Origin of the sequence: Saccharibacillus brassicae (assembly GCF_006542275.1) — a bacterium.
In the GTDB taxonomy this organism is placed as follows: domain Bacteria; phylum Bacillota; class Bacilli; order Paenibacillales; family Paenibacillaceae; genus Saccharibacillus; species Saccharibacillus brassicae.
Window position 1 is genome coordinate 2,362,149 of the sequence record NZ_CP041217.1, and the last position, 23,103, is coordinate 2,385,251.

A 23,103-nucleotide genomic window follows, 5' to 3' on the forward strand; every position below is an offset into this window, starting at 1 on the left:
TACCATTTAGGGGAACATCAAAGTTACCGATCAGGGGGGATTAAGATGAATATGCGTACATTCGCCAAACGTGCGGCTCTGTTGGCCGCCGTCTCCACGCTTGCCGTCTCGACGGCATGCAGCGGCGCAAAGACCGAAGAAGCTTCGACCACGGACAGCGAGACGACCGTCAAGCAGGAACAGGTCGCTTTTACCGATATCGGCAGCGATATCCGGGGCAACGAAAAACCGACGCAGCAGCAAATCGACGAAGTGAACGGCACGCTCAACGATACATATCTCGGCGACATTTTCGATCAGCCCATCCCGAACGACTATTCCGCTTATCCGGTCGAAGGCGACGTGACGCTGGACGTATGGATGGCGGCCCCCGCCGAAATCCCGGACATGAACACTCAGCTTGTGCAGAAGCAGGTGCAGAAGCTCACCGGCATCAAAGTCAATTTCATCACGCCGCCGGTCGGACAGGAAGCGGATGCGTTCACGCTGATGATCTCGTCGGGCGAGCTGCCGGACATCATTATCGATCCGGGCCGATATCCGGGCGGGCTCGAAGCGGGTCTGAACGACGGCGCCTTTATCGACCTCACCGATCTGATCGAGAAAAATGCGCCGAACTACAACGCCTGGCGCAACTCCGACGAAATGCGCCGCAAAACGACCGTTACCGACAGCGGCAGACTGCTCGGCTTCTACGGCATCGCGCCTTATTCCGAGTGGATGTGGTTCGGTCCGCTGATCAAGAAGGAAGCGCTGGAGAAGACGGGTCTCGAAGTACCGACCACGATCGACGAATGGCACACGTTCCTCACCAAAGCCAAAGAAGTCGGCTACACCGAACCGCTCAACTACGGCTCGTCGTACGGACAGATTTTCACCGGTATTATCAACGGCGCTTACGGAGTCTGGGACTGGACGTTCATGGACGCGGACGGCAAAGTCCAATGGGGACCGGCCCAGCCCAAAGCCAAAGAGTATCTCAAGACGATGCAGGATTGGAACAAGGAAGGACTGCTCAACCGCGACTGGGCGACGGCGGACTTCAACCAGCGCATGGCGACCGCGATCTCCGACAAGACCGCGATCATGATGGACTCCCCGGATACGATGTGGAGCTACTGGAAGCAGCAGAACGATATCGACTTCGTCGGCGCGCCGAATCCGGTGCTGAACGAAGGCGATAAGCCTCAGGTCAGCTACAAAAACTTTATGCGGGCCGGTACGAGCGCCGCGATTACGACGCAGGCGGAGAACGTCGAAGCGGCGATGGCGTTTCTGGACTTCGGCTACAGCAAAAAAGGCTGGGAAGTGTTCAACTACGGCGAATACGGCAAGGTGCATCTGATCGACAAAGACGGCAAACCGTACTTCCCGGCGGAAAGCTACATTTACAAAGACCCGGACGGACAGCCGGTTGCGACGACGCTGCACAAATACCGGGTGCACGACTGGGCAAATATCCGCGACGAGCATAATTCCAACCCGCTGATCGTGGCCGAAGGCAGCTACTCCGGCGATATCCGCAAAACGTGGACGGAAGAGATGGACGCGAGCATGACGATGCCTCCGATCACGTTTACCCAGGAAGAAGCGTCGCGCGAAGCCGAGCTCGGCAACCAATTGGCGACGCTGCGAAGCGAATACTACGCCAAGATCATCATGGGCGAGCTGCCGGTAGACGCGTACGACAAGTTCCTGCAGGAAGCGCAGAAGATGGGTCTCGAAGAATTCGTCGCCCTGCATCAGGCCGCGCTCGACCGCTACAACCAACGTTAAGCGGGGACGGCCTCGCATGAATTTACAGGGAGGTGAACGACCGGGTGCTTACGCTGCAAAAAAACAAAAAGACGCGCGGCTCGGCGGTGTCCGAACGCCCCCGAACCGCGGCGCTGATCAAAAAAGACGTGCGCAAAAATTGGTTCCCCTATCTGCTTGTCATTCCCGTCCTGATCTGGTTCATCGTGTTCTGCTACGGGCCGATGTGGGGTCTGCTGATCGCATTCAAGGACTACAAGCCGCTGCTCGGATTTTCCGAAAGTCCCTGGGTCGGCATGAAGCATTTTATCGACTTTTTCCAGGGTCCGTATTTTTGGCGGGTCGTCAAAAATACGCTGCTGCTGAATCTGTGGGGCATCGCGTTCGGCTTCACCGCCCCGATTATTCTGGCGCTGCTGCTGAACGAAATCCGCAGCAAAATGTTCAAACGCACCGTGCAGACGATCACCTACATGCCGCATTTTATTTCACTCGTCGTCGTGGCCGGCATGATCCATATTTTCACTGCCGACCAAGGCATCATTACGCAGGCGCTTCAGTGGATCACGGGCAAAGAGTATACTTCCCTGCTCGGCTACTCTTCGATGTTCCGGCCGCTGTACGTGTTCTCGGGCATCTGGCAGAGCATCGGTTGGGAAAGTATCATCTACCTTGCCGCGATGGGCTCGATCGACACGTCGCTGTATGAAGCGGCGGATATGGACGGAGCGAGCCGACTGCGCAAAATGTGGCATGTCACGCTGCCGCAAATCACGCCGACCATCGTTATCCTGTTCATTTTCGCGGTCGGCGGTCTGATGGCTTCCGGTTACGAAAAAATTATCCTGCTCTATAATCCGCTCACTTACGACACGGCGGATGTGATCGGGTCTTACGTCTATAGACGCGGCCTGCGCGAAGCCAGCCTGAGCTATTCGACGGCCGTCGGATTGTTCAGCGCTCTCATTAACTTCGGCCTGCTCTGGATGACGAACAGTATCGCCAGACGCAAATCCGAAGTCAGCCTGTGGTAGAAAGGAGCGTATACGCAACATGGTCCAATACAAATCGCTGGGCAACCGGCTGATCGACGCGGCGATCTATCTGCTGCTCGCCGCGCTGACGCTCGTCTGCCTGTATCCGATCGTGCATATCCTGTTCGCTTCGATGAGCGATCCGGCGCGGCTGGTTGCCCACAAAGGACTGCTGCTCGCCCCGCTCGGCTTTACGCTGGACGGCTACAAGCTGATCTTCCGCGACAACGCCCTGCTCGTCGGCTACGCCAATACGCTGCTGTACGTCGGACTCGGCACGGCGATCAACATGGTCATGACGATCATGGGCGCCTACGTGCTGTCCCGGCGGGATCTGTTTTTCAAAAAATACATCATGATCCTGATCACGATCACCATGTTCTTCGGCGGCGGACTGATCCCGTGGTTCCTGCTGATGAAAGACATCGGCCTGTACAACAATGTCTGGGCGATGGTGCTGCCGGGCGCGATCAATACGTGGAACATGATCATCCTGCGCACCGGCTTCCAGGCGCTGCCGCAGGAACTGGAAGAAGCGGCGACGATCGACGGGGCAAGCTCCATGCGTATTCTGCTGAGCATCATCGTTCCGCTGTCCAAAGCGACGCTTGCCGTCATCTTCCTCTACTATCTCGTCGGCAACTGGAACTCCTGGTTCAACGCGATGGTGCTGCTGCAGGACCGGGACAAATTCCCGCTCCAGCTTCTATTGAAGGAGATTCTCGTCGCCAACGACACGAGCGCGGCTACCATGGGCAGCTCCGGCGGCGTGGTGATCGACAGCGCGGGCAGCGCCACCGCCCACCGCGAGTTGGTCAAATACTGTACGATCGTCGTCTCGACACTCCCGATCCTGCTCGTATACCCGTTCCTGCAAAAATATTTCGTCAAAGGCGTATACGTGGGGTCGATCAAAGGCTAGCTTCCAGGCAAAATTCCAAGCCAAAAAAGCCGGTCCGAACCCGAACGCCGCAGCAAAAAGCGCCTTTTCTCCCGGCAGGGAAAAAAGGCGCTTTTTCGCGTCGCGGAAAGTCCGATCCGAGGTCCGGCTTAATCGTTGTAGCGTCCGAAAGCTTCTTTGTCGGTTGGCACATTTTCCAGATAGACGATCTTGCCCTGCTCGTTCAGGCGGGCGATGTCGATTCCCGTCTTGGCGTAGACTTTGCCTTCGGCGGAATGTCCGCATACGGCCCAGTTCGTGCGGTAGCTTCCGTCGGGCTGGCGTTCCCACGCTTCCCACATATGCTTCACGTCGCTGTTGTAGGCATAGAACGCTCGCACGAAGTCTTCGAATCCGGTACGGCTGCTGCCGTTCAGCACGATCTCCGCATCGGGAACGAACAGCGAGAGCAGATCCTGCATCGCCGACTCGTCGGTGCGCGCCGCGTCGAACAGGCGAAAATAAGTATTCAATAAAGGTACGGTTTCCATGGGTGATCCTCCTGGCGAAGCGGATAGGACGGGACGAGTTGGCTTGGCCCGCCGTCTTTAACGTTTCGATATTTTTCGAACTATAGAGAATCCTACCACTTCTTCGCCATCCTGCGCAATCTTTAGTTCGAATTTGATCGAAGTTTGTGCGAAAACGGCGAATATGGTACCCTACAAGCATGAAAACTCCAAATATTCCGGCCGCTCCCGACCTGAGCCTCACCGTCGTATGCGCCGCGCTCGGCGATCCGGTTCGCATGAAGATCGTGCGGTGCCTGGCCAGCTCGGGCGAGAAAAACTGCTCGGGCTTCGAAGTCGACCATATTTCCAAATCCACGCTGTCGCATCATATCAAGATTCTGCGCGAAGCCGGATTGATCCGGCCGCGCTTTCAGGGCAAGGAACACTTCTACTCCCTGCGTGCGGACGAATTGAACCTGCGCTTCCCGGGACTCGTGGATCTGCTGCTTGACGAAAAAGAACAAGGGAACGCCGCGATGTCCGTGTAATTTCGGATGCGATTTCGAAATAGGCGGCGTTCGAAAGATCGGCTTACCGTCTGACGGATGCAAGATCCGTCAGACGGTTTTTTGTTTGGCGGTACGCTGCGAGGCGGTGAAAAAGGAGGCGGAGCGGTTGAATTTTAACTTATCCACCTGTGGATAAACAAAATTCGGGTGAAAAAACGGTTATCCACAGGCCAAAAGAAGCCGATCCGGCTTTTGGGGCGCGGATCGGCTCTGTGTATAACTTATTGCGGCTCCTTCTGCGGCTCCAGCGTTTTCGTCATGATCCAGTCGGTCTGCTCTTCGTCCCCCATCATGAACGTGTGGGAACCGGTTCGCACGAAGCCGTTTTTGGCGTAAAAAGCGGCGGCTTTTTCGTTTTTCTCCCACACGCCGAGCCAGACGCTGCGTTTTCTTTGCGCGGCGGCCCGCTCGAACGCTTTGTCGATCAAGGTCTGGCCCAGTCCTTTTTGCTGAAAAGTCCGCCGGACATAAATACGTTCGATCTCCAAAGCCTCGGCTCCCATCGGTTCCGATTGGGCTTCGTCGGTGTTGATCTTCAGGAAGCCGGCCAACTGCCCGTCGAGCTCCAGGAAAAAGAACGTCGAATTCACCGTCTTCAATTCCCGCAGCAGCCGCTGTTCGTCAAACGCTTTTTCCAGATAGGCCTGCATATTGTCCGGTTTGTTCTGCTCGCCGAACGTGTCGCTAAACGTCTCAATGCTGATCTCGCGCAGTTCCTGCAGGTCCCGCTCGTCGCATGTTCGAAGCTTGATGTTCATTCCGTTCATCCTTTCTTCTGTTCGGCTTGTGCCGCCTTGGCGTCAGTAGTCCCGTTTGCCGCCTTTTTTGACAAACTCCCAATCGACTTCGACGTTGCCGCGGATTTTGCGCAGCAGGTGCAGCACCGTCTCTGCTTCTTCCTGCGACAATCCGGCCAGCGCCACCCGGTCGGAATGGTCGTTCTCGCGCCGGATCACCGGGACGACTTCCAGCCCTTGCTGCGTCGGAAACAGCTTCTTGATCTTGCGGTTATGTGCGTCGCCTCTTTTCTCGACCAGTCCGTTCGTCTCCAGCTTCTGGATCGCGCGGGCGGCCGTCGTCCGGTCCACTTTGATCATCTCCGCCAGCTTCTCCTGAATGATGCCGGGGTTCTCGCAGATGCGCACGAGGTAGAGATATTGCCCTTTGGTGAGCTGCTGCTCCTTGAATTCGATATTGCTGATCGAGTCGAGCGCCCGGGCGATCATGCCGATCTCGCGCAGGATTTCTGTCATGGGTGGGGGCTCCTTCCTGTTGGGCGGGTGGTGGGAGCGGGAGCGTTTCGACCTGCGCTTCGTTGTCCTTTCCCCTTTGATTGAGTAAAAGATTTAGGGGTGAGGGGAAAGGGCAAAGGCGCTCCGGTTCGAAAAGCTCCCGCTCCAGGGGGGTGTGGATATTTAAAAGGCAAAAAGGCAAAGACAAAAGGCGGAAAGATAAAAGGCAAAGATAAAGGGCGGAAAGGCAAAGGGCTGTGGGAGGGAATCTTGGGTGTAGTCAAATCATAAGTGTATTTTGTTGTATTTGCAACATTGAATCGGGCTTGAAGTCTACGGCGGCTGGGGCTGTAGAGAAAGAATATCCAAGGGGATAGAGCGTGAAGAACTTGAGTGTGCGTGAGAAAAAAGACGTCCCTTTTCCCGGTATGAGGGAGAAAGGACGTCTTTTCCAGGGTGCTGAATGGAGGGATGCTCCTGCGTCGCTGCTGTAGGAATCGAACGGGGGCGGGCGCGGGAAGGGCGGGGCGGCAGGTCTTAATAATCGGCGGTCATGGGAGGGGCCATCGTCAGCGACAGGTCGAGATTGCCGTTGCGGGTACGGATCGAATCGAGAAAGGCTTTCTGGTTGACGCTCGCGTCCAGCGTAACGGAGTAGACGAGTTCGTACAGGCTGCCGAGTTCGGTCGTGCGGATCTTCTTGAGATCGTGCTGCACGCCGAATTTGCGGAACACTTCTTCGAACGCTTCCTCGTAGCCGAGATTTTCCGGAATCGTCACTTTGAGCGTCTTCTGCTGCGATTTGCGGGCGCCGAATTTGAAGACGTTCAGCGCGAACATGACGACGCAGAGGATCAGGGTGAACAATACGGCGTAGCCGAGAGAGCCGACGCCGCAGGCCAGGCCCGACGCCATCGTGAACAGGACGTACGTAATGTCTTTCGGATCGCCCGCCGCGCTGCGGAAACGGATGATCGAGAACGCTCCGGCCAGGCTGAACGCGCGGGCCACGTTGCTGCCGATCATCAAGATGATGACGGCGACGACGATCGGGAGAATGACCAGCGTCAGCGTAAAGCCCTGCGTATAGGTCGCTTTATTCGTTTTCATATACGTCAAGCTGATGATCAGGCCCAGCACCACCGCGAGGGCGATCGTCATCAGCGTGGTCGTAAGAGTCAGATCGGTCGTGCTTGTCGTGGTGCTATTGAGAATGGAATCAAGCATAGAGCACAGTCTCCTTTTGGTTGGCATGTTCGAAGTCGGGCAGATCGAGGATCGCGCCGACTTGAGTATTCGGGTTCAGGTTCGGACTCGGATTCAGTTCGGGCATGGCTTTTCGGTTCTTGAGCAGCTTCTTGTATTCGTTGCCGTATTTGGAAAAGCTCGTCCGGTACAGTCCGTGCTCGGACAGCAGTTTGGACAGCCAGGCCGGTACCGTCTTCTCCGCTTTGACTTCCATCAGCCATTGGCCGGGTTCCATCAGCGGCTCGCCGTAATCGCCGCGTTCCAACCGGACGTCGTGCCGGCGGCAGCGGATATTCGTATCGAACGTGATACGCAGGTCGCGGCTCGTCTTGTCGAACAGCGCTTTGCGGTCGTAGGACAGATACACTTTCGGTTCCAGTTCGTAGAGGCGCAGGAAATATTCGATCTCGTCGACCACCTGGGCATTCATGTAAGGCTGAAGTTCCGGCGGCCGGCCGGTGCGCACAAAGTCGTAGGCTTCGCTCAGCTTCAGCGCCGTGCGGCGTTTGTTGACCAGACCGAACACTTTTTTCTTGATCTCCAGATACACTTTCGCGTCTTCGCCCGGCACGCCGTAAGCGCGGAGACGCAGCTTTTCCTTGTATTTCGGCTTGGCGAGGCTTTGGCGGATCAGCGAGTCGTGCGGCGTGTCAAAGTACAGATTGCTGATGCAGTAAAATTCGTTTTTGTTATATTCGTCTTTTTCCATATATTCCAGCAGCGCCGTGTAAATCCTGAGGTAAGCGGCGTGATCCATCACATATTTGCTCTCGTATCGGTTGAAGACTTCGATTGCCATGATTCATCGTTCCTTTCGCTGTGGGGTCGGCGTCGTCTTGCCCTATCCGTATCTTAGGCCGATAACCTTTAGCGAATCTTAAACGATCTAGGCGAATTTAGGCAAAATAAAAAAGAACTGGAGCACCCGTTCTTTACGAATTATTATATCTCATTAACAAAATAACAATCGTCAATAAAAATGCAATAACAGCTCCTATTAAATAATTCATCGAGTTTAACGGATCCTTCTCCCTCGTCTTCTGATCTTTTCCTTCCAAAAAGCATACGAGCATCAAAAGCGAAAGTACAAAGGTAAATAGAATATTAAATTCGATATAGAAAAAAGACAAACCCGCGCTCAGCAAACAAAAGAAGAACAAAAATTTCCGCATCAATTTCAGCATAGTCACCCTCCTCTAAAATAGAAAAAAGAACAGTAGAGTTAATAGTAAAACTCTCTGTTCCTTTTTCCATATCCGTGTTCGTTACTTTATTACGTTGTAGGCATTTCTCATAGCTTCCAGTCCGGCATTACTATTCTTATAAACTTGATACGCCGCTACTGAAGTTCCGATCATTCCTATTATAACATGTGCAAAATATCCAACTCCGGATGCAGCCAACTGTACCATTCCTTGATCTACACCGTCTTTAGAACTTGCTACAACATTAGCGTACATTTTAAAATCGCTTAATCTTGAACCATGCGTAGAGGCTGATGCCGAACCGAACGTGACACTACCCTCTGCTTTTTCCAGAAAAAAGTTAGCAGAAGGATACGCACGAAAATCATAGACATCGTATGGTTTTAACCCTCTATTTGTATAATAGGTTAACCCCTGCTTACCTCCACTTTCTAGGCCTAATGTCATAACGCCCATTGCTGTTCCTTTCATGGAAAGGTCATTTGTTACGTCACTAGAGTATGGCGTGTTAAGCTCTTCTTCCGAGAGTTTTTTATCATTGATAAAATATTCATTTTCATTCGTAATCAAAATTTCAGTTGTTGTAGTGTGATCAGGAAACATTTCAGCATATTTCTCTTTGTTCTCTTTGAATATGTAGGTCTCTTTCTCAACTAGATTAGTTTCTTTTCCTTGCTTTGTTTCCTTAACCTCAACGGTGGTGTCGGTATATTTAATACCTACTACGACAAAATTCTCATCGACTACATTATTTTCAAGATGATATTGAGCGATTTGGGGTTGTGCTTCTTGTGCAAAACTACTCTGTGTAAACATATTAGTTGAAGAAATAGAAATGATGGAAAAAGCTAAAACTGACGATATCATTTTTTTTGATAAGCTCAATTTAAAAACTCCTTTTCATCAATTTTTTGTTTTTCTATATGAATAAGATAGCATTTATTAGATATAAATCAATACCATTTTTATCCTTTATAAAGATATTTCGATATTATTTTATTTATATCATTCATTTGAAAGAAATAGCTGTTCATTCTGTAGGCAGCTGCTTAAGGTTCACTAAAGCCTTTCCCGATATAATGAAAGAAATTCAGCGCCAAGCGGCGAACGCATTCAACCAAACTCAAACAGAGGGTGAATACAGATGAGAATCCTGATCGTGGAAGACGAAGTGCACCTGGCGGAAGCCTTGTCCCAAATTTTGAAAAAAAACAATTATTCGGTCGATGTCGTGCATGACGGCGAAGACGGCCTGGATTACGCGCTCAGCGGCATTTACGATCTGCTGCTGCTCGATATTATGCTGCCGGGCATGGACGGGATTAGTATTCTCCAAACGGTGCGCAGCCAGAACATGGCCGTGCCGGTCATCCTGCTGACGGCCAAAGGCGAGATTCCCGAAAAAATCGCGGGGCTGGATCACGGGGCGGACGACTACGTGGCGAAGCCTTTTTCCTCGGACGAGCTGCTGGCGCGCATCCGGGCAGCCATGCGGCGCAAAGGCGAGGTCATGCCTGAAGACGCGTTGAAATACGGGGATCTGGAACTGAACGCGACCAATCCGAAGCTGACCGTGCGCGGCAAAGAGATCAAGCTCAATCCGAAGGAAAGCGAGCTGCTGGAGCTGCTGATTTTGCGCAAGCAGGCGGTAACGTCCAAAGAGCAAATCATCGAGAAGCTGTGGGGGTTCGATTCGGAAGCGGAGCATAATAACGTGGAAGTGTATATTTCTTTTTTGCGCAAAAAATTGAATTTCCTCGGCTCGGACACGCGCATCTCGACGATCCGGGGCGTAGGCTACGTGCTGGAGGAGGGTAAGGGCTAATGGGAAAAAGCATCCGCTCGAACGGCCGGCACGACCTGTCGAATCCGCTGTTCAAAAAACTGCGTGACCGCTTCCTCATCGTCAATCTGGTCACGATCGTCCTCCTGATGCTGGCGGCGTTTGCGACCATCTACACCATCACCTACCGGCAGGTGCAGGGCGAGATCAACATGGATCTTGCGCGCACGATCAATATGTACCGCGACGGCTTGAACGGCGGCAGCCCTCGGGAAGGCGGCGGGGGGAATGGCGGAGGCGCGGGTATGGGCGAGGGGGCGAACGCCGGCGCAAATGCGGGCGCTGGTGCGGGTGCGGACGCGGGCGCAAGTGAGGGTGCGAACGCGGGTGAGGGTGCGAACGCGGGTGAGGGCATGAATCCGGGCGCGGGCGATAGTGCAGGCGCGAATGCGAGCGCAAGTGAGAGTGCGAACGCGGGTGCAGGCATGAATCCAGGTGCGGGCGATAGTCCAGGCGCGAATGTGGGCGCAAGTGAGGGTGCGAACGCGGGTGCAGGCAGCGGGGCTTTTGAAGGCGGGATGGGCGGGCCGCCCGAGGACGGCGGCTTCGGCGCGAACGGTACGCCGCCGCAGCGTTCCGTGTCGTTCATGCTGCGTACCGATTCGGCGGGAACGCTGACGGAGATGGAGTCCCGTTTCAGCATGACCGACGAATTTTATGCCGCGGCGCTTGCGGAAGCTGCCGCGGCCGATCGCGAACGGGGCAGCTTCGTGCTGGACGACAGCCGCTGGACGTTCGGCCGGATTCAATCCGCAGACGGCACGATGTACGTCTTTATCGACACGACGGCGCGCCAGGAAATTCTGAAGACGCTGATCTACACCTTTTCGGCCGTCGGCCTCGTCATGCTCGTCGTGCTGTTCTTCTTCAGCCGCTTCTTCGCGAACCGCTCGATTGCACCGGTGCGCGAAGCGTTCGAGAAGCAGAAGCAGTTTATCGGCGATGCTTCGCACGAGCTCAAGACGCCGCTTGCGGTCATCAACACAAACGCCGACGTGCTGCTCGCGAACCGCGACGAGAGCATCCGCAGCCAGGAGAAATGGCTGCTGTACATCAAGTCGGAGACCGAGCGCATGGCAAAGCTGACCGGCGACCTGCTCTATTTGACCGAGATGGACGACTCGCGGACCGGCATGGTCCAGTCGCGCTTCGACCTGAGCGACGCGGTCGAGAACGTCATGCTGACAATGGAAGCTGTCATTTTCGAAAAGGATCTGTCGCTCGATTACGATATCGAGCCCGACCTTGCGATCGTCGGCAGCCGCGAGCAGATCGTGCAGGTGACGATGATCCTGCTCGACAACGCGATCAAATACGCCGATCCGCGCGGCTGCGTGACGCTCTCGCTCAAGCGCGGCCAGGGCGAGATCGCGCTCGCGATCCGCAACACCGGCGCGGGCATTCCCGCCGAACAGCTGCCGCGGGTATTCGACCGCTTCTACCGCACCGACCAGTCCCGCACCCGTTCCCAGGGCGGGCACGGCCTGGGTCTCGCGATCGCCAAATCGATCGTCGATCAGCACAAAGGCCGGATCTCCGCCGCCAGCACGCCCGGCGAGCAGACGACGTTTACCGTGGAGCTGCCGGCTTGAGGCGGCTTCGCCGAGCCATTAGCGGGCTCTGGCGAACCAGCCGGTTCGCTTCTCCCGCACATCGGCCCGTCGGCGCTTCGCTTGTAGCCGCTCTCCTGCGTGCTGCGCTCATCATTTCGCTGCGCCAAGCCGAGTCCCTAACTGCGATAGATGCAGTCAGGGACTTTCTTCGGATGCAGTCCGCCTAAATGGCTGCGTCCGAACCCTTATTGGCTCTGCCTTCGCCGCTCTCGCCCAAATAACTGCGAAAATACACTTATTCCCCCCATCCGCGCCGCCTTCGCTCAAATAACTGCGAGAGAGCACTTATTCCCAGCCTTTTCGCCCAAACCGCCAGCTTGATGGTGAAATAGCTGTATTCTCGCAGCTATTCCCGCTTTTCATCCAAACCCCGGCAAATTAAATGTATTCTCGCCGTTAATTCGCCGCCCGCCGCGAAAATTCCGCAGCTGCCGCCAGAGTTCCGCACGCGCTGCCGAGAAAGCGGCGTACTGCCTGCCACTTTCGCCCGAATAACCGCGAGAATAAGCTTATTCGTCCCATCCGGCCCGCGAATACCCATGCGAGAAGGCTTATTCGCCCTATCGGATCGGCACCGCCTCTCTATCCGTCCTGCCTACGCGCGACTAACCGCGAGGACAGGTTTTTTCGCCTCATCCGCCCCGCTCTCGCCCAAATAACTGCGAAAATACACTTATTCCCCCCATCCGCGCCGCCTTCGCTCAAATAACTGCGAGAGAGCACTTATTCCCAGCCTTTTCGCCCAAACCACTGGCTAAAGGGCGAAATAGCTGTATTCTCGCAGCTATTTCCGCTTTTCACCCAAACTCCGGCAAATTAAATGTATTCTCGCCGTTAATTCGCCGCACGTCGCGAAAATTCCGCAGCTACCGCCGAAGTTCCGCACGCGCCGCCGCAAAAGCGGCGTACCTCCTGCCGCTTGCCGCCTGGCGCCTTCGCCCGAATTAACCGCGAGGACAGGTTTTTTCGCCTCATCCGCCTCGCGTTCGCCCAAATAACTGCGAAAATACACTTATTCCCCCCATCCGCGCCGCCTTCGCTCAAATAACTGCCTGACAACACTTATTTCCACCTTTTCCGCCGAAACCACCGGCTAAAGAGCCAAATAGCTGTATTCTCGCAGCTATTCCCGCTTTTCATCCAAACCCCGGCAAATTAAATGCATTCTCGCCGTTAATTCGCCGCCCGCCGCGAAAATTCCGCAGCTGCCGCCGGAGTTCCGCACGCGCTGCCGAAAAAGCGTCCCACCTCCCCGTTCCCCCTTATATCCACCTTCTCCGGCTCCCCAGACATCAAAATGCCGCAAACTCCCATCTTTTCGAGCCGGACTTCGCCATAATTACGCGAGTCGGCCGGAACGGATGAAGGTCTGCGGCATTTTTAGATTAGAGTGTTGAATAGAAAATTTGAAAAGGTCTTGGTAAACAGTTCCAGCGGCCAGATACCTGTGCCGGCTGCCCAGCTTCAGTCTCGAACGTCAGCCCGCACGCGTCCGCCTCAAACGCAGCTCGGGCTTGGGCTTGGGCTTGGGGCTTGGGCTTGGGCTCAGGCTTGATCCGCCTTCAGCGCCTCCACCGGCCGCTGCCCCTCAAGCCTCGGCCGTCTCCGTCCGCGCGTCAAGCCCGAACCCGTCCGCCTCAAACGCAGCTTGGGCTTGGGCCTGGGCTCGGACTCAGGCTTGATCCGCCTTCAGCCCCATCAGCGCCTTCACCGGCCGCTTCCCCTCAAGCCTCGGCCGTCTCCGTCCGCACGTCCAGCTCGAATCCGTCCGGCTCTGCTCCGTCTTCGCCCGGCGTCAGCTCCCAGCGCAGCAGCTTGCCGTACGCATCCGCGAACAGCCGAGCGCCCGCCGTCGGCGGCGTCTCGTCGAATCCGGCGGTCAGCGCTGCCGCGGCAAAAGCCGTCAGGGCGCGCAGCACGTCCTGCTCCTGGAAGCCGCCAAGCACGAGGCCGCCCCAGATCCGGTTCGCCAGTTCCTGCAGCAGGCGGCGCTCCGACGGGCGGAAGCCTTCGCCGTAACGGGTGAACGCGTGCAGGCGTCCGCTGTCCAGGTCGTCCAGCAGGTCGCCGGCAAGCGTCATCAGCTCGGTCTCCAGCTCCTCCGTGCGCGTCTCTCCTTGCAAACGGGCGTCAAGCCCGGTGATCCGGCCTACGTAGTAGCGGCGCGGCGCGAACGCCGGGTCGGCTTTTTGCAGCTCCGCGAACTTCGCCGAGTCCGTGAACGCGACTTCTTTGCCGAGGCAGCATTTTTTGTACTTTTTGCCCGAACCGCAGTAGCACGGGTCGTTTCTTCCGATTTTCACAATCGACCTCTCCTTTTTCGCGTGAATGCCTGTCTTCCGTTCTATTTCGGCTCCGCGCCTTCGACCGCCGGTTCGTCCGGCGAAGCCGCGTGCTTATATTCGTTCAGCCGCCCTTCGTACACCAGTTCCAGACGCGGATTCTGGCGAAAATCGTCCGGCGTCACGAGCGCGGGCAGTTTGTTCCAGATCTTGATACCCGACCGGTGCAAAATTTCCGCCACGAACTGCGAGCAGAAATACGAATTGCTGAACTCCACCGGCTCTTTGAACGCCACGCCGACGATTCCGAGCAGGTTGTAGAGATATTTTTCCCGGCTGCGGATAAACACGTTCAGCACCCGGCGCATCTTCTCCACCTCGCGCGGACTGACCTGCAGTTCGTAGATGACGCAGGTCGTGTTCGGGTAGCGGCTGAACGTGCCCGTGCGGATGTCTTCGCGGACAAAGCCGCCGTCGATCGGGTTGTACGGGTTTTTGCGGCCGAAGCTGTACAGCTCCGTCAGTTCGCGGTTGAACGCGATCGAGGCATGATTGTACGGCGCCCGCGTGTACGTCCGAATCATTTTCGTAAAAATCGTCCCCGTATTCGTCAGCAAAATGTACACGGACCGTTGATCCGTCATCGCAGAGTCCCCCTTCCGGCGCGGCGCCAAGCGCGCAAAATCGCGTCCCTGCGTAAGCAGGCCGCCCCGCTTCGATTCGGCGTTCGCCGAGGAGCGCGGACCGGGCCGATTTTCGCCTTGCGCCTTTTTCAATGATTCCTTTATGATAGCATAGTCAAGCGGACTCGACTGCTACTTTAACCCTAAGTTGGTGATGATTTGTTCAGTTCCTATATCGTGCTTCTGCTCGTGCTCGCCGTGCTGATCGCGGCCAATCTCGTGTACGCGTTCGTCAGCCGTCGGCACCGCGACAAAGACTATGCGTCTATCGGCATCCGGATCAAGACCTGGTGGGGCATGTTCTTCATTTTCTGCCTTGCTACGCTGTTCACGCCCGCCGTGTCGCTCGTCTCGCTTATGATCCTGTGCTTTTTCGCGCTCAAAGAATACTTCTCCATGATCCGCGGCACGCGCAAAGCGGACCGGCGGCTGTTCCTCTGGGCGTATCTCGCCATTCCGGTGCAGTTCTACTGGATCTATACCGGCTGGTACGGGATGTTCATCGTGTTTATTCCGCTGTATGTGTTCCTCGTGCTGCCGATTCCGCGCCTGATGGGCAAAGGCACGTTCGGCTTCCTGCGCAGCGTCAGCTCGACCCAATGGGGCCTTATGCTCATGGTGTTCGGTCTCAGCCATCTGGCGTATTTCCAGTTCGCGACGCCGGAATTCGGAGGCGGGCTCGTGCTGTTCCTCGTCGTGCTCACCCAACTGAACGACGTGATCCACACCGTGGTGTCGCTCTACTTCGGCAAAAGAAAAGTGGTGCCGACCGCCAATCCGAACCTGACGTGGGAAGGGTTTGTCTGCGCGCTGCTTGCGACGACGGGCGCTTCGCTTGCGCTCGCTCCCTACCTGACCCCGTTCGGTCCCGGCGCGGCCGCGTGGTTCGGCGTGCTGCTGGCGCTCGCGGGCTTCTTCGGCAGCCTGACCGTCTCCGTGCTCAAGCGCGACCTGCTCGTCGGCGACGAAGACAAAGCGTCCACGCTCAAGAAAAGCTACCTCAGCCAGATCGACAGCCTGACGTACACGGCGCCGGTATTTTTCCACGTCGTCCGGTATTTCTTCGATTTTATGTAAAAGAGTGCCGGACAAGCGAGCGCCAAAAAACCGCCGACCCCGATCGGTCAGCGGTTTTTTTCATCTGTCTATCTGCCGATCTGCCTACAGCGTACCCCAGTAAATCTCCGTCTCGTACTCGAAAAAGACCTGGCCGTCTTGCTCCGTCCGATCGAACAGACGGCGCAGCTCCTCCATCATCGGTTCGTACCGGGGATGTCCCGGCGCGGGCGCGTACGACGAAGAATTCAACCGGCCGCTCAGCCCTTCGAAATCGAACACCTGGCGGTTGCCGAACCTGGAGAGCGTCATCGGATTGTCCCCGAAAAAGCGCTGCAGCTCGTCCGGCGAAATCCGGCTGTGGTTCACCTCGGCGTAATCGGTGCCGTACGTCTGCAGCAGATCTTCGTACCCTTCGAGAAACGGGGAACCGTGCGTCAGGCGGTTGTTCCAGATCAGCGCGACGGGGCCGCCGGGCTTCAGAATCCGCTTGAACTCCGCCCGCGCCGCGGCCCGGTCGAACCAGTGGAACGCCTGCGCGCAGACGATCGCTCCCGCGGCGTTCTCCGGCAGTCCGGTCTGCTCGGCCGAACCTTCGATCGCCCGGAAGCCGGGGTGTCCGCCGAGTTCTTGGGTCGCCGCTGCCCGCATGTCCGCGTTCGGTTCCACCGCCGCAACGCGGCTGCCCCGCTCCAGCAGAAGCTTGGAGAAGATGCCCGTGCCCGCTCCGACGTCCGCAATCTCGTCCGCTTGATCCAACCTTACCTCGCCGTACAAATAATCGAGCGCCGCCTGCGGATAATCGGGGCGGTATTTGATATAGGCTTCTACCCGTTCGGAAAAACGCTGTTTGCTGTCCATGCTCCATCACGCTCCTTTCTTCTATTTTACCCAATGAAACCGGGTTTCGTAATCAGAGCCATACGGCTGCCGCAGAGCAGCCTCTTCAACCCTCGCCGCGCGGCCGGGGACGCTCCCGCACGCTCAAGGCGACGCCCAGGATGACGATCAGGCCGCCGATCCAGTCGCCCGGGCGCAGGCTCTCGCCGAGCAGGCCGATCGACAGCGCCACGCCAATGATCGGGACGAGGTTCATCAGCGCCATCGCGGTGCCGGCCGTCAGTCCCCGCAGGCCGAAATTGTACAGCATGAACGCCGCGACCGAGCAGAAGACGCCCAGATACAGCAGTATCCACAGCGATTCCGTCGTCGGCACGCGCCACTGCGGCGCCTCGATCAGCGCAAGCGGGACAAAAGCGATCGTGCCCGCGACCGTCTGGTAGAACGACACCGTCACCATCGAGTAGCAGCCGACGACCTGTCGCGTAGCAAAATTGTAGAGCGCGAACACGAAGCCGGCCGCGATCAGCAGCAGGTTGCCGGTCAGCTCGTGCGGGCCTCCCTGCTCCGCGCCGCCGCCCGAAATCCGGTATACGCCGAAGATCGCAAGCGCGATGCCGAGCCCCCGCATCCACGAGATTCTCGTCCGGTAAAAAACAATTCCAGCAGCGCCGTCACGGCCGGATACGAAGCGACGATCAGCGCGGCGCTCGACGCCGTCGTCAGCTGCACCCCGATATTTTCCAGCGCAAAATAGACCGTCGTCCCGAGCAGCCCGCTCAGCGCCATCAAGCCGAGGTCGCGGGGAGCAGGGCGCACGAACTCGCGGCGCAGCAGCACGATGCCGCCCAAAATAAGCGACGCGATCGCGAACCTTGCGGCGCCGAGCGTCAGCGGAGGGAACGAAGCGTAGGCGATCTTCGTGCCCACAAAAGAAGTGCTCCAGAACACGATCGCGATTAACGCGGCGATCAAGTAAAGCGTGCGCCCGCGCCGAAGATGTTCCGTCGGTTCGGCGCTTGTATTCGCTGCGCCGATTGCTGACGCCGGCCGTTTTCTAACGATAATTCCCATTCTGCACCTCCAAGATTGGACCGATCGATGTCTGTTTACGTAGTCGCTACTCTAGTAGTCACTAGTATACAGATATATCATCGGCGCTATACGGTGTCAAGCGGGATGTGGGATAATGGGGTCAGCTACCTTCGAGGAAGAAGGGGAAGACGCAAGATCTATCGCTGGGAGGCTCACGCATGAAACCCGAGATTATCAAACTGCTACAGGATCTGAATTTTACCGAATACGAAGCCAAGGCCTACCTTGCGCTGCTGGATAAATCGCCGCTGTCGGGCTATGCCGTGTCGCTCGGTTCGGGCGTTCCGCGCTCCAAAATTTACGAAGTGCTGAACGGCCTCGTCGAACGCGGGGAAGTGCTGATCAGCCACGAAGAACCTTCGCTCTATACGCCGCTGCCGCCGCAGGAACTGGTCCGGTTGAAAAAAAAGCGCGCCGAATCGTCGTTCGAAGCGGCGGAGACGGCGCTGGACCATTATGCGTTCGTCTCGTCCAACCGCGAGAACATCTGGAACATTACGGGGACGGACGCCATTCTTGCGCGGGCGGCCGACACGATCGAGCGGGCCGAGACCCGCGTGCTGCTGGAGATCTGGCCCGAGGAAGCGCGGCTGCTGGAACCGCGGCTGCGCGCCGCCGCGCAGCGCGGGCTGGACGTGCTGCTCGTCGTCTACGGCGAGCTGGATTTCGACTTCGCGCAGGTGTATCCGCACGATTCGAGCGACGAGATCACGCGCGAATACGGCGGCCGCTGGATCGTCGTCAGCGCCGACGACCGCGAAGTCGTCGCGGGCATCGTATCGCTGGGCGCGGACAGCCGCGCGGCGTGGACGCTGCATCCGGGACTGGTCATGCCGATCACGGAAGTGATCGTGCACGACCTGTACATCTACGAGCTGATGCAGGCGCATCGCGAGACGCTCGAAGCGACGTTCGGGCCGAACCTGATCGAGCTGCGCCGGCGCTACAACGCCGGGCCGACCGGCTACAGCATGGCGGCCCGGCTCGGCTTGGGCGGCTAGCGGGGACTTGTCCGCGGCCGGACGCAGGCCCGCCGGCGTCTGGCCGTAGGGGCCCCGTCGTAGAGGACCCGTCGTAGGGAACTGCCGTAGGGACCCGTCGTGGGGGGACTCGTCATGGGGACCTGCCGTAAGAGCATGTCCGCCTAATGCGGACGTTCGCCGTCCGCCAGCCGAGGACACCATCCGTCGCCCGCGGCCGGCGGACAGCCGCCGCTTCCGAACGCAGCAAAAAGGCCCGTCATCCTGGAAGATGACGGGCCTTTGGCGTGCGGAAGGAGCGATTGAAGCGAATCGGTTCGCGCGAAGCGGCGAAGCGGGGGACCGGCGCCGCGCCCGTTCGGGCGTTCCCGGGGAACGCCGAAAGCGGCTGCGCGGCGCCGGGTCAAACCGTGATCCATTCATTCAGGATCGATTAATCCTCGATCACGTTGCCGAACAAATTTATGTTCGGGATGGAAGTTCCCGGCGTCAGGCGGTAACCGCCGCTTTGCGCGCCGTCGCCGAGCATGCCGTAGCTGCCGGAGCCCCACGACATGACGCGTCCGTCGGCCATCAGGGCGAACGTCGTGTTGCTGCCTCCGCCGCTGATCGCTACAACCTTCGACAGGTTATAGTTGATCGCTTGCGGCACGGGATTGGCGTGATTCGTGTGCCCGAGTCCCAACTGGCCGTTGTAGCCGGCGCCCCAAGCGTACACTTTGCCGTCCACGCCTTTGGCGAACGTGCTGTAGTTGCCGGTACCGATCAGCGTAATCTTGGGCAGACCCTCGACCTTGATCGCGTGCAGACTGTTCGTCAGCGTGCCGTTGCCGATTTGGCCCATCTGGTTAAAGCCCCAGGCATACACGTCGCCGTCTTCCGTCAGCGCGACGCCGTGCTGGTTGCCTCCGCGAATCTCCGCCACGTTGGCCGGCAGGCCGAGTACGCGCACGGGGACCTGGCTGCCTGTCGTCGTGTCATTGCCGAGCTGCCCATTTTCGTTATAACCGCCCCATGCCCATACCGTTCCGTCCGTTTTCAGTGCATAGGCGGAAGCGTACGTGCCAACGATCGCTTTAACGTCGGTCAGTTCCATATTTTTGCGCGTTCCGTAAGATTCCATGTACAAGACGGTGCCGTCGCTTTTCAGTGCGACTTCAAGCGTTCCGCCTTCGGAGCCGATCGCGACGATATGGTCGAGCCCCGAGACCTGCGCCGGAAGCATGCCTGCTCCGCGGCCCCATTTCCATACTTTGCCGTCCTGCGTCAGAATCATCGTATGGTCGAAGCCGGCCTGCACCGCAATGATGCCTGTCGGCAGACCCGGTACGTCGTAGATCGCCGGATGGATCGTCTTCGTGCCGTCGCCGATCTGTCCGGCATTGTTATAGCCCCACGTGTAGACCGACCCGGTTACCGACAGGGTAACTCCGTGCATCGAACCTGCGCTGAACTGGGAAGCCGGCCGGATAGCGGCCGGCAGCGCTTCGTAATTCAGGACGTTCGAAGCGATCGCGGACGGCATACTGCCGTTCGTGACCTGAACGGTCAGCGTATGCATGCCCGGCGTCAGATAATCCACGCTGACGGAAGCGGTAGGGCCGTTCGAGTTCGCGGAACCGATCTGCTTCTGACCGTCGTAGACGAGAATACGGTTCGCGCCTGCCGGCAGTTCGGTTACGCGGATCATCGGAAGGCCCGAAGAGCGCGAACTGTCCGCCTGAATATTCACTTTTACGATGATCGAGGCCTTGAAGTCCTGATCGGCTTTGGCCAGCGCGGCGACAAACGCATCGACCTGGGCCTGCGTCGAAGCCGGCGAGGTCAAGGCCCGGTTGGCCTGCTCCAGCACCGCGCGCATTGCTTCAGCGGCGGAAGCCGGAACTTCGCCGTTCGCTTCGCCGACTGCATGCTGGCCGAGCAGCTTCGCCGAAGCGTTGAAGCGCTGCTTCAGTTCTTCCAGGTTCACGATCACGTATTGGCCCTGGAACGCCGATTGGGCGACCGCCAGACGGTCCAGCGCTTCATAGACGTTCGGCTGCGTCGAGGCCGGGCTGCCGAGCACGACGGCCGCAAGCTGCACGGCCGATTCGAAGTCGGCATAGACCTCGTCGGTCACGTTGCCGTTCGCTTCGCCGACCGGATGCTCGGCCAGCAGCTGGCGGGCGGACGTTACCGCTTCGTTCAGCGCCTTCGTATCGACGACGATGATCGAGCCTTCTCCCTGGAAGACCGCGACCGCTTTGGACAGCTCGTCCAGCGCCGCTTGTACCCGGCCCTGGGTCAGCTTGGAAGCGTCCAGCAGAACGGAATCGGCCGCTTTGATCGCCGAAGCGAGAGCGTCATGCGTGTCTTGGCTGACGTTGCCGTTCGCTTCGCCGATCGGATGGGCATCGAGCAGCATGCCGGCTTCCGCAATCGCGGCGCTCAGCGCGCTCGTATCGACGACGATGAAGGAAGCGCGGAACACGTTCGTGGCCGAGGACAACGCTTCAACGGCCGCGTTGATTTGGGCTTGCGTCGATGCGGTATTGCCCAGCACCCCGTGAGCCGCCTGAATGGCGTTCTTGTAGGCGTCGTAAGCTTCGACCGCCACGCTGCCGTTCATCTCGCCGGACGGATGGGCCTGCAGCAGTTCGCCGCCTGCCGCGATTGCGGCGCTCAGCGCGCCCGTATCGACAGCCGGGACGCTTGGCGTCGTCGGATTCGTCGGGTTGTTCGGATTGGTCGGAGCCGGATTGGAAGGCACAGACGGGGCCGGGTTCGGCGTAACCGGAGCGGGAACGGCCGGAGTCGAAGCGCCCGAACCACTGGAAGTCTGCGGCGGCGTCTGGAACGTCGATCCGCCCGTGTTCATGACGGCGGCGACGATCGTGCCGCGGCCGAGCACTTTGACGATCGCGTTCAGCACGAGCGAGTTGACCGTCGTACCCGCGTTCAGGTTCAGCGACAGGTCCGACGCGGTCGCAGCCGCGTTCAGGTTCTTGACCGTGCCTTCCGGCAGGTCGACCTGAATCTGCTTGGCGCTGACGTTCAGCGTCTCGAACGAGCCCTGCAGCGTGACTTTGGAGCCGGCCGGGAGCGAAGCGTTGACATTGACGTTGCCGAAGCCCGCCGCCGTGGAACCCGCTTCCTGAATAAAGGCCGGGGAATTCACGATCACCATCGCGACCGTGGTCGTGCCTTCGGACACGATACGGACCGTTCCGAAGCCGGAGGCTTTGTCGATAATGACGTCGACCAGCACCGAATCGTTGAAGTGGATACTGTTCTCGCCGCCGCCGTGAACGAGCACGCGGCCTTTGACTTCGATGCCGTCGAGGAATGCGTCGCCGGAGCCGATGCCTTCGCCGAGGATCAGGTCGCCTTCGATGACCATGTTCTTCAGCGTCACGCCCGGCACGTTCACCGATACGCTGCCCGCCACCGTCTCTTTGCCCGAAGCCGGGCCGTACGTGCCGGCCGCGTCATACTTGCGGTTCGCCTGCGAAGCCGCATAGGCAAGGCCCGCGCGGTCCAGCGTCACGACCGCTTCGCCGCGGGTGATCAGCAGTCCGGGACTGAAGCGGCCGCTCGAACCGCGCATGATGTCCGAAGCCGATACGGCCCGGATCGCCTGGTCGGCCCAGCTCGCGAACTTGTCGGCATCGGAGAAGTCCGCGCCGGCCGCGTCGCCCTTCAGGTCGAGCAGGCGGGCCACGATAACCGCCGCTTCCTGCCGGCTGATCGGATCGGCCGCGCCGACGCTGCCGTTGCCGTAACCGGATACGTAGCCGGCTTTGACCGCTTTGGACACTTCGTCGTAAGCCCAACTGCCCGCGGGCAGGTCGCCGAATTTTACGTTTTCTTTTTCGGTAAACCCGAACGAACGGTTGATCAAGGCGAAAAACTCCGCGCGCGTAATTTGTCCGTTCGGCTTGAAGCTGCCGTCCGTGTATCCGGTCACGAGTCCCCGGCTCATCCAATCCGCGATTTGGCTCTCCGCCCAATGTCCCTTAATATCCGATTTAGCCTGTCCGGCGGCCGGCGCCTCCGCGCCAAAAGCCGTTCCGTACGACGAAAACAGCACCAACGCCGCCATCGCGGACGCCGTCCATTTTCCACCCCTCATTTTAACCAAAACCATTCCCCCTCAGTTATGAATTCGCTGCCTGTTATTGAATACCAAGCAAGTATAAACGGCCTCAATGACAAACCAATGACAAAATACCTCCCCTTTCGACCTATAAATCCGCGACAAAAGGCTTGTTCCATGACAAAAATCGCTTTTTTGTTT

At 57.9% G+C, this 23,103-nt stretch carries 20 protein-coding genes; 8 read left to right on the forward strand and 12 right to left on the reverse strand.

Annotation, left to right across the window (positions count from 1 at the left end):
- The first annotated feature begins 51 nt into the window (after positions 1-51).
- Genes FFV09_RS09830 through FFV09_RS09840 form a run of 3 tightly spaced genes read left to right on the forward strand, consistent with a single transcriptional unit; the run spans position 52 to position 3,711 of the window.
- Positions 52-1,776: an extracellular solute-binding protein gene (locus FFV09_RS09830; protein WP_141450418.1), complete on the forward strand. Its 1,725-nt coding sequence runs from the start codon at positions 52-54 to the stop codon at positions 1,774-1,776.
- Between the two features lie 53 nt (positions 1,777-1,829).
- A complete protein-coding gene (locus FFV09_RS09835; protein WP_342782110.1) occupies positions 1,830-2,789 on the forward strand; it encodes an ABC transporter permease in 960 nt (319 codons plus the stop codon).
- Positions 2,790-2,808: 19 nt separating this feature from the next.
- Complete coding sequence (locus FFV09_RS09840) at positions 2,809-3,711, forward strand: carbohydrate ABC transporter permease (RefSeq protein ID WP_141447673.1); 903 nt, start codon at positions 2,809-2,811, stop codon at positions 3,709-3,711.
- A 128-nt stretch (positions 3,712-3,839) separates the two neighbouring features.
- Here the strand turns inward: FFV09_RS09840 and FFV09_RS09845 are convergent, their stop codons facing one another.
- Entirely contained in the window at positions 3,840-4,220 is a 381-nt protein-coding gene (locus FFV09_RS09845; protein ID WP_141447674.1) for a nuclear transport factor 2 family protein, read from the reverse strand.
- Positions 4,221-4,399: 179 nt separating this feature from the next.
- Here FFV09_RS09845 and FFV09_RS09850 point away from each other — a divergent pair, with 179 nt between their 5' ends.
- Complete coding sequence (locus FFV09_RS09850) at positions 4,400-4,729, forward strand: ArsR/SmtB family transcription factor (protein WP_141447675.1); 330 nt, start codon at positions 4,400-4,402, stop codon at positions 4,727-4,729.
- A gap of 242 nt (positions 4,730-4,971) precedes the next feature.
- On the opposite strand, the gene paiA is transcribed toward FFV09_RS09850, so the two are convergent.
- The 5 genes from paiA to FFV09_RS09875 all read right to left on the reverse strand — a co-directional run bounded on the left by paiA (position 4,972) and on the right by FFV09_RS09875 (position 9,320).
- Positions 4,972-5,508 (reverse strand): spermidine/spermine N(1)-acetyltransferase, encoded by a 537-nt coding sequence (paiA, locus tag FFV09_RS09855; protein ID WP_141447676.1) that lies wholly within the window; start codon positions 5,506-5,508, stop codon positions 4,972-4,974.
- A 42-nt stretch (positions 5,509-5,550) separates the two neighbouring features.
- The gene (locus tag FFV09_RS09860; protein ID WP_141447677.1) at positions 5,551-6,003 is read right to left on the reverse strand and encodes a MarR family winged helix-turn-helix transcriptional regulator; all 453 of its coding nucleotides are present in this window, start codon (positions 6,001-6,003) and stop codon (positions 5,551-5,553) included.
- Positions 6,004-6,519: 516 nt separating this feature from the next.
- The gene (locus FFV09_RS09865) at positions 6,520-7,209 is read right to left on the reverse strand and encodes a DUF4956 domain-containing protein (RefSeq protein ID WP_141447678.1); all 690 of its coding nucleotides are present in this window, start codon (positions 7,207-7,209) and stop codon (positions 6,520-6,522) included.
- Complete coding sequence (locus FFV09_RS09870) at positions 7,202-8,029, reverse strand: polyphosphate polymerase domain-containing protein (RefSeq protein WP_141447679.1); 828 nt, start codon at positions 8,027-8,029, stop codon at positions 7,202-7,204. The genes FFV09_RS09865 and FFV09_RS09870 overlap by 8 nt, the downstream gene beginning before the upstream one ends.
- A gap of 466 nt (positions 8,030-8,495) precedes the next feature.
- Positions 8,496-9,320 carry a hypothetical protein gene (locus FFV09_RS09875; protein ID WP_141447680.1) on the reverse strand — a complete coding sequence of 275 codons (825 nt, stop codon included), beginning with the start codon at positions 9,318-9,320 and terminating at the stop codon, positions 8,496-8,498.
- Positions 9,321-9,579: 259 nt separating this feature from the next.
- On the opposite strand from FFV09_RS09875, the gene FFV09_RS09880 reads away from it, so the two are divergent.
- A complete protein-coding gene (locus tag FFV09_RS09880; RefSeq protein ID WP_141447681.1) occupies positions 9,580-10,260 on the forward strand; it encodes a response regulator transcription factor in 681 nt (226 codons plus the stop codon).
- Positions 10,260-11,870, forward strand: a complete 1,611-nt coding sequence (locus FFV09_RS09890) for a sensor histidine kinase (RefSeq protein ID WP_246098518.1) — start codon at positions 10,260-10,262, stop codon at positions 11,868-11,870. Before FFV09_RS09880 ends, FFV09_RS09890 begins: the two co-directional genes overlap by 1 nt.
- A 1,745-nt stretch (positions 11,871-13,615) precedes the next feature.
- Here the strand turns inward: FFV09_RS09890 and FFV09_RS24125 are convergent.
- Together FFV09_RS24125 and FFV09_RS09900 are read right to left on the reverse strand one after the other, a co-directional pair.
- Positions 13,616-14,194 carry an SEC-C metal-binding domain-containing protein gene (locus tag FFV09_RS24125; RefSeq protein WP_246098519.1) on the reverse strand — a complete coding sequence of 193 codons (579 nt, stop codon included), beginning with the start codon at positions 14,192-14,194 and terminating at the stop codon, positions 13,616-13,618.
- A gap of 41 nt (positions 14,195-14,235) precedes the next feature.
- On the reverse strand, positions 14,236-14,817 hold the full coding sequence (locus FFV09_RS09900) for a hypothetical protein (RefSeq protein WP_141447682.1): 582 nt from the start codon (positions 14,815-14,817) through the stop codon (positions 14,236-14,238).
- A 228-nt stretch (positions 14,818-15,045) separates the two neighbouring features.
- Here FFV09_RS09900 and FFV09_RS09905 point away from each other — a divergent pair, with 228 nt between their 5' ends.
- On the forward strand, positions 15,046-15,933 hold the full coding sequence (locus FFV09_RS09905) for a phosphatidate cytidylyltransferase (RefSeq protein ID WP_425472314.1): 888 nt from the start codon (positions 15,046-15,048) through the stop codon (positions 15,931-15,933).
- An 84-nt stretch (positions 15,934-16,017) separates the two neighbouring features.
- Here the strand turns inward: FFV09_RS09905 and FFV09_RS09910 are convergent, their stop codons facing one another.
- The 3 genes from FFV09_RS09910 to FFV09_RS24475 form a co-directional block, all read right to left on the reverse strand.
- Positions 16,018-16,773: a class I SAM-dependent methyltransferase gene (locus tag FFV09_RS09910; RefSeq protein ID WP_141447684.1), complete on the reverse strand. Its 756-nt coding sequence runs from the start codon at positions 16,771-16,773 to the stop codon at positions 16,018-16,020.
- Between the two features lie 85 nt (positions 16,774-16,858).
- Positions 16,859-17,383, reverse strand: coding sequence for a DMT family transporter (locus FFV09_RS24470; RefSeq protein ID WP_342782098.1), 525 nt, complete (start codon positions 17,381-17,383; stop codon positions 16,859-16,861).
- Positions 17,296-17,727, reverse strand: a complete 432-nt coding sequence (locus tag FFV09_RS24475; protein ID WP_342782099.1) for a DMT family transporter — start codon at positions 17,725-17,727, stop codon at positions 17,296-17,298. The genes FFV09_RS24470 and FFV09_RS24475 overlap by 88 nt, the downstream gene beginning before the upstream one ends.
- A 278-nt stretch (positions 17,728-18,005) precedes the next feature.
- Here FFV09_RS24475 and FFV09_RS09920 point away from each other — a divergent pair, with 278 nt between their 5' ends.
- Positions 18,006-18,848: a TrmB family transcriptional regulator gene (locus FFV09_RS09920; RefSeq protein WP_141447685.1), complete on the forward strand. Its 843-nt coding sequence runs from the start codon at positions 18,006-18,008 to the stop codon at positions 18,846-18,848.
- Between the two features lie 412 nt (positions 18,849-19,260).
- Here FFV09_RS09920 and FFV09_RS09925 read toward each other — a convergent pair whose 3' ends face one another.
- A complete protein-coding gene (locus tag FFV09_RS09925) occupies positions 19,261-22,938 on the reverse strand; it encodes an S-layer homology domain-containing protein (protein WP_246098556.1) in 3,678 nt (1,225 codons plus the stop codon).
- Between the last annotated feature and the right edge of the window lie 165 nt (positions 22,939-23,103).

Coding starts and splice junctions, on each gene's coding strand:
- FFV09_RS09900 (WP_141447682.1), bottom strand. CDS start 14,817: ATGACGGATCAACGGTCCGTGTACATTTTGCTGACGAATACGGGGACG.
- FFV09_RS09880 (WP_141447681.1), top strand. CDS start 9,580: ATGAGAATCCTGATCGTGGAAGACGAAGTGCACCTGGCGGAAGCCTTG.
- FFV09_RS09925 (WP_246098556.1), bottom strand. CDS start 22,938: ATGAGGGGTGGAAAATGGACGGCGTCCGCGATGGCGGCGTTGGTGCTG.
- FFV09_RS09920 (WP_141447685.1), top strand. CDS start 18,006: ATGAAACCCGAGATTATCAAACTGCTACAGGATCTGAATTTTACCGAA.
- FFV09_RS24470 (WP_342782098.1), bottom strand. CDS start 17,383: ATGCGGGGGCTCGGCATCGCGCTTGCGATCTTCGGCGTATACCGGATT.
- FFV09_RS09830 (WP_141450418.1), top strand. CDS start 52: ATGCGTACATTCGCCAAACGTGCGGCTCTGTTGGCCGCCGTCTCCACG.
- FFV09_RS09860 (WP_141447677.1), bottom strand. CDS start 6,003: ATGACAGAAATCCTGCGCGAGATCGGCATGATCGCCCGGGCGCTCGAC.
- FFV09_RS09840 (WP_141447673.1), top strand. CDS start 2,809: ATGGTCCAATACAAATCGCTGGGCAACCGGCTGATCGACGCGGCGATC.
- FFV09_RS09870 (WP_141447679.1), bottom strand. CDS start 8,029: ATGGCAATCGAAGTCTTCAACCGATACGAGAGCAAATATGTGATGGAT.
- FFV09_RS09850 (WP_141447675.1), top strand. CDS start 4,400: ATGAAAACTCCAAATATTCCGGCCGCTCCCGACCTGAGCCTCACCGTC.
- FFV09_RS09865 (WP_141447678.1), bottom strand. CDS start 7,209: ATGCTTGATTCCATTCTCAATAGCACCACGACAAGCACGACCGATCTG.
- paiA (WP_141447676.1), bottom strand. CDS start 5,508: ATGAACATCAAGCTTCGAACATGCGACGAGCGGGACCTGCAGGAACTG.
- FFV09_RS09890 (WP_246098518.1), top strand. CDS start 10,260: ATGGGAAAAAGCATCCGCTCGAACGGCCGGCACGACCTGTCGAATCCG.
- FFV09_RS09910 (WP_141447684.1), bottom strand. CDS start 16,773: ATGGACAGCAAACAGCGTTTTTCCGAACGGGTAGAAGCCTATATCAAA.
- FFV09_RS09845 (WP_141447674.1), bottom strand. CDS start 4,220: ATGGAAACCGTACCTTTATTGAATACTTATTTTCGCCTGTTCGACGCG.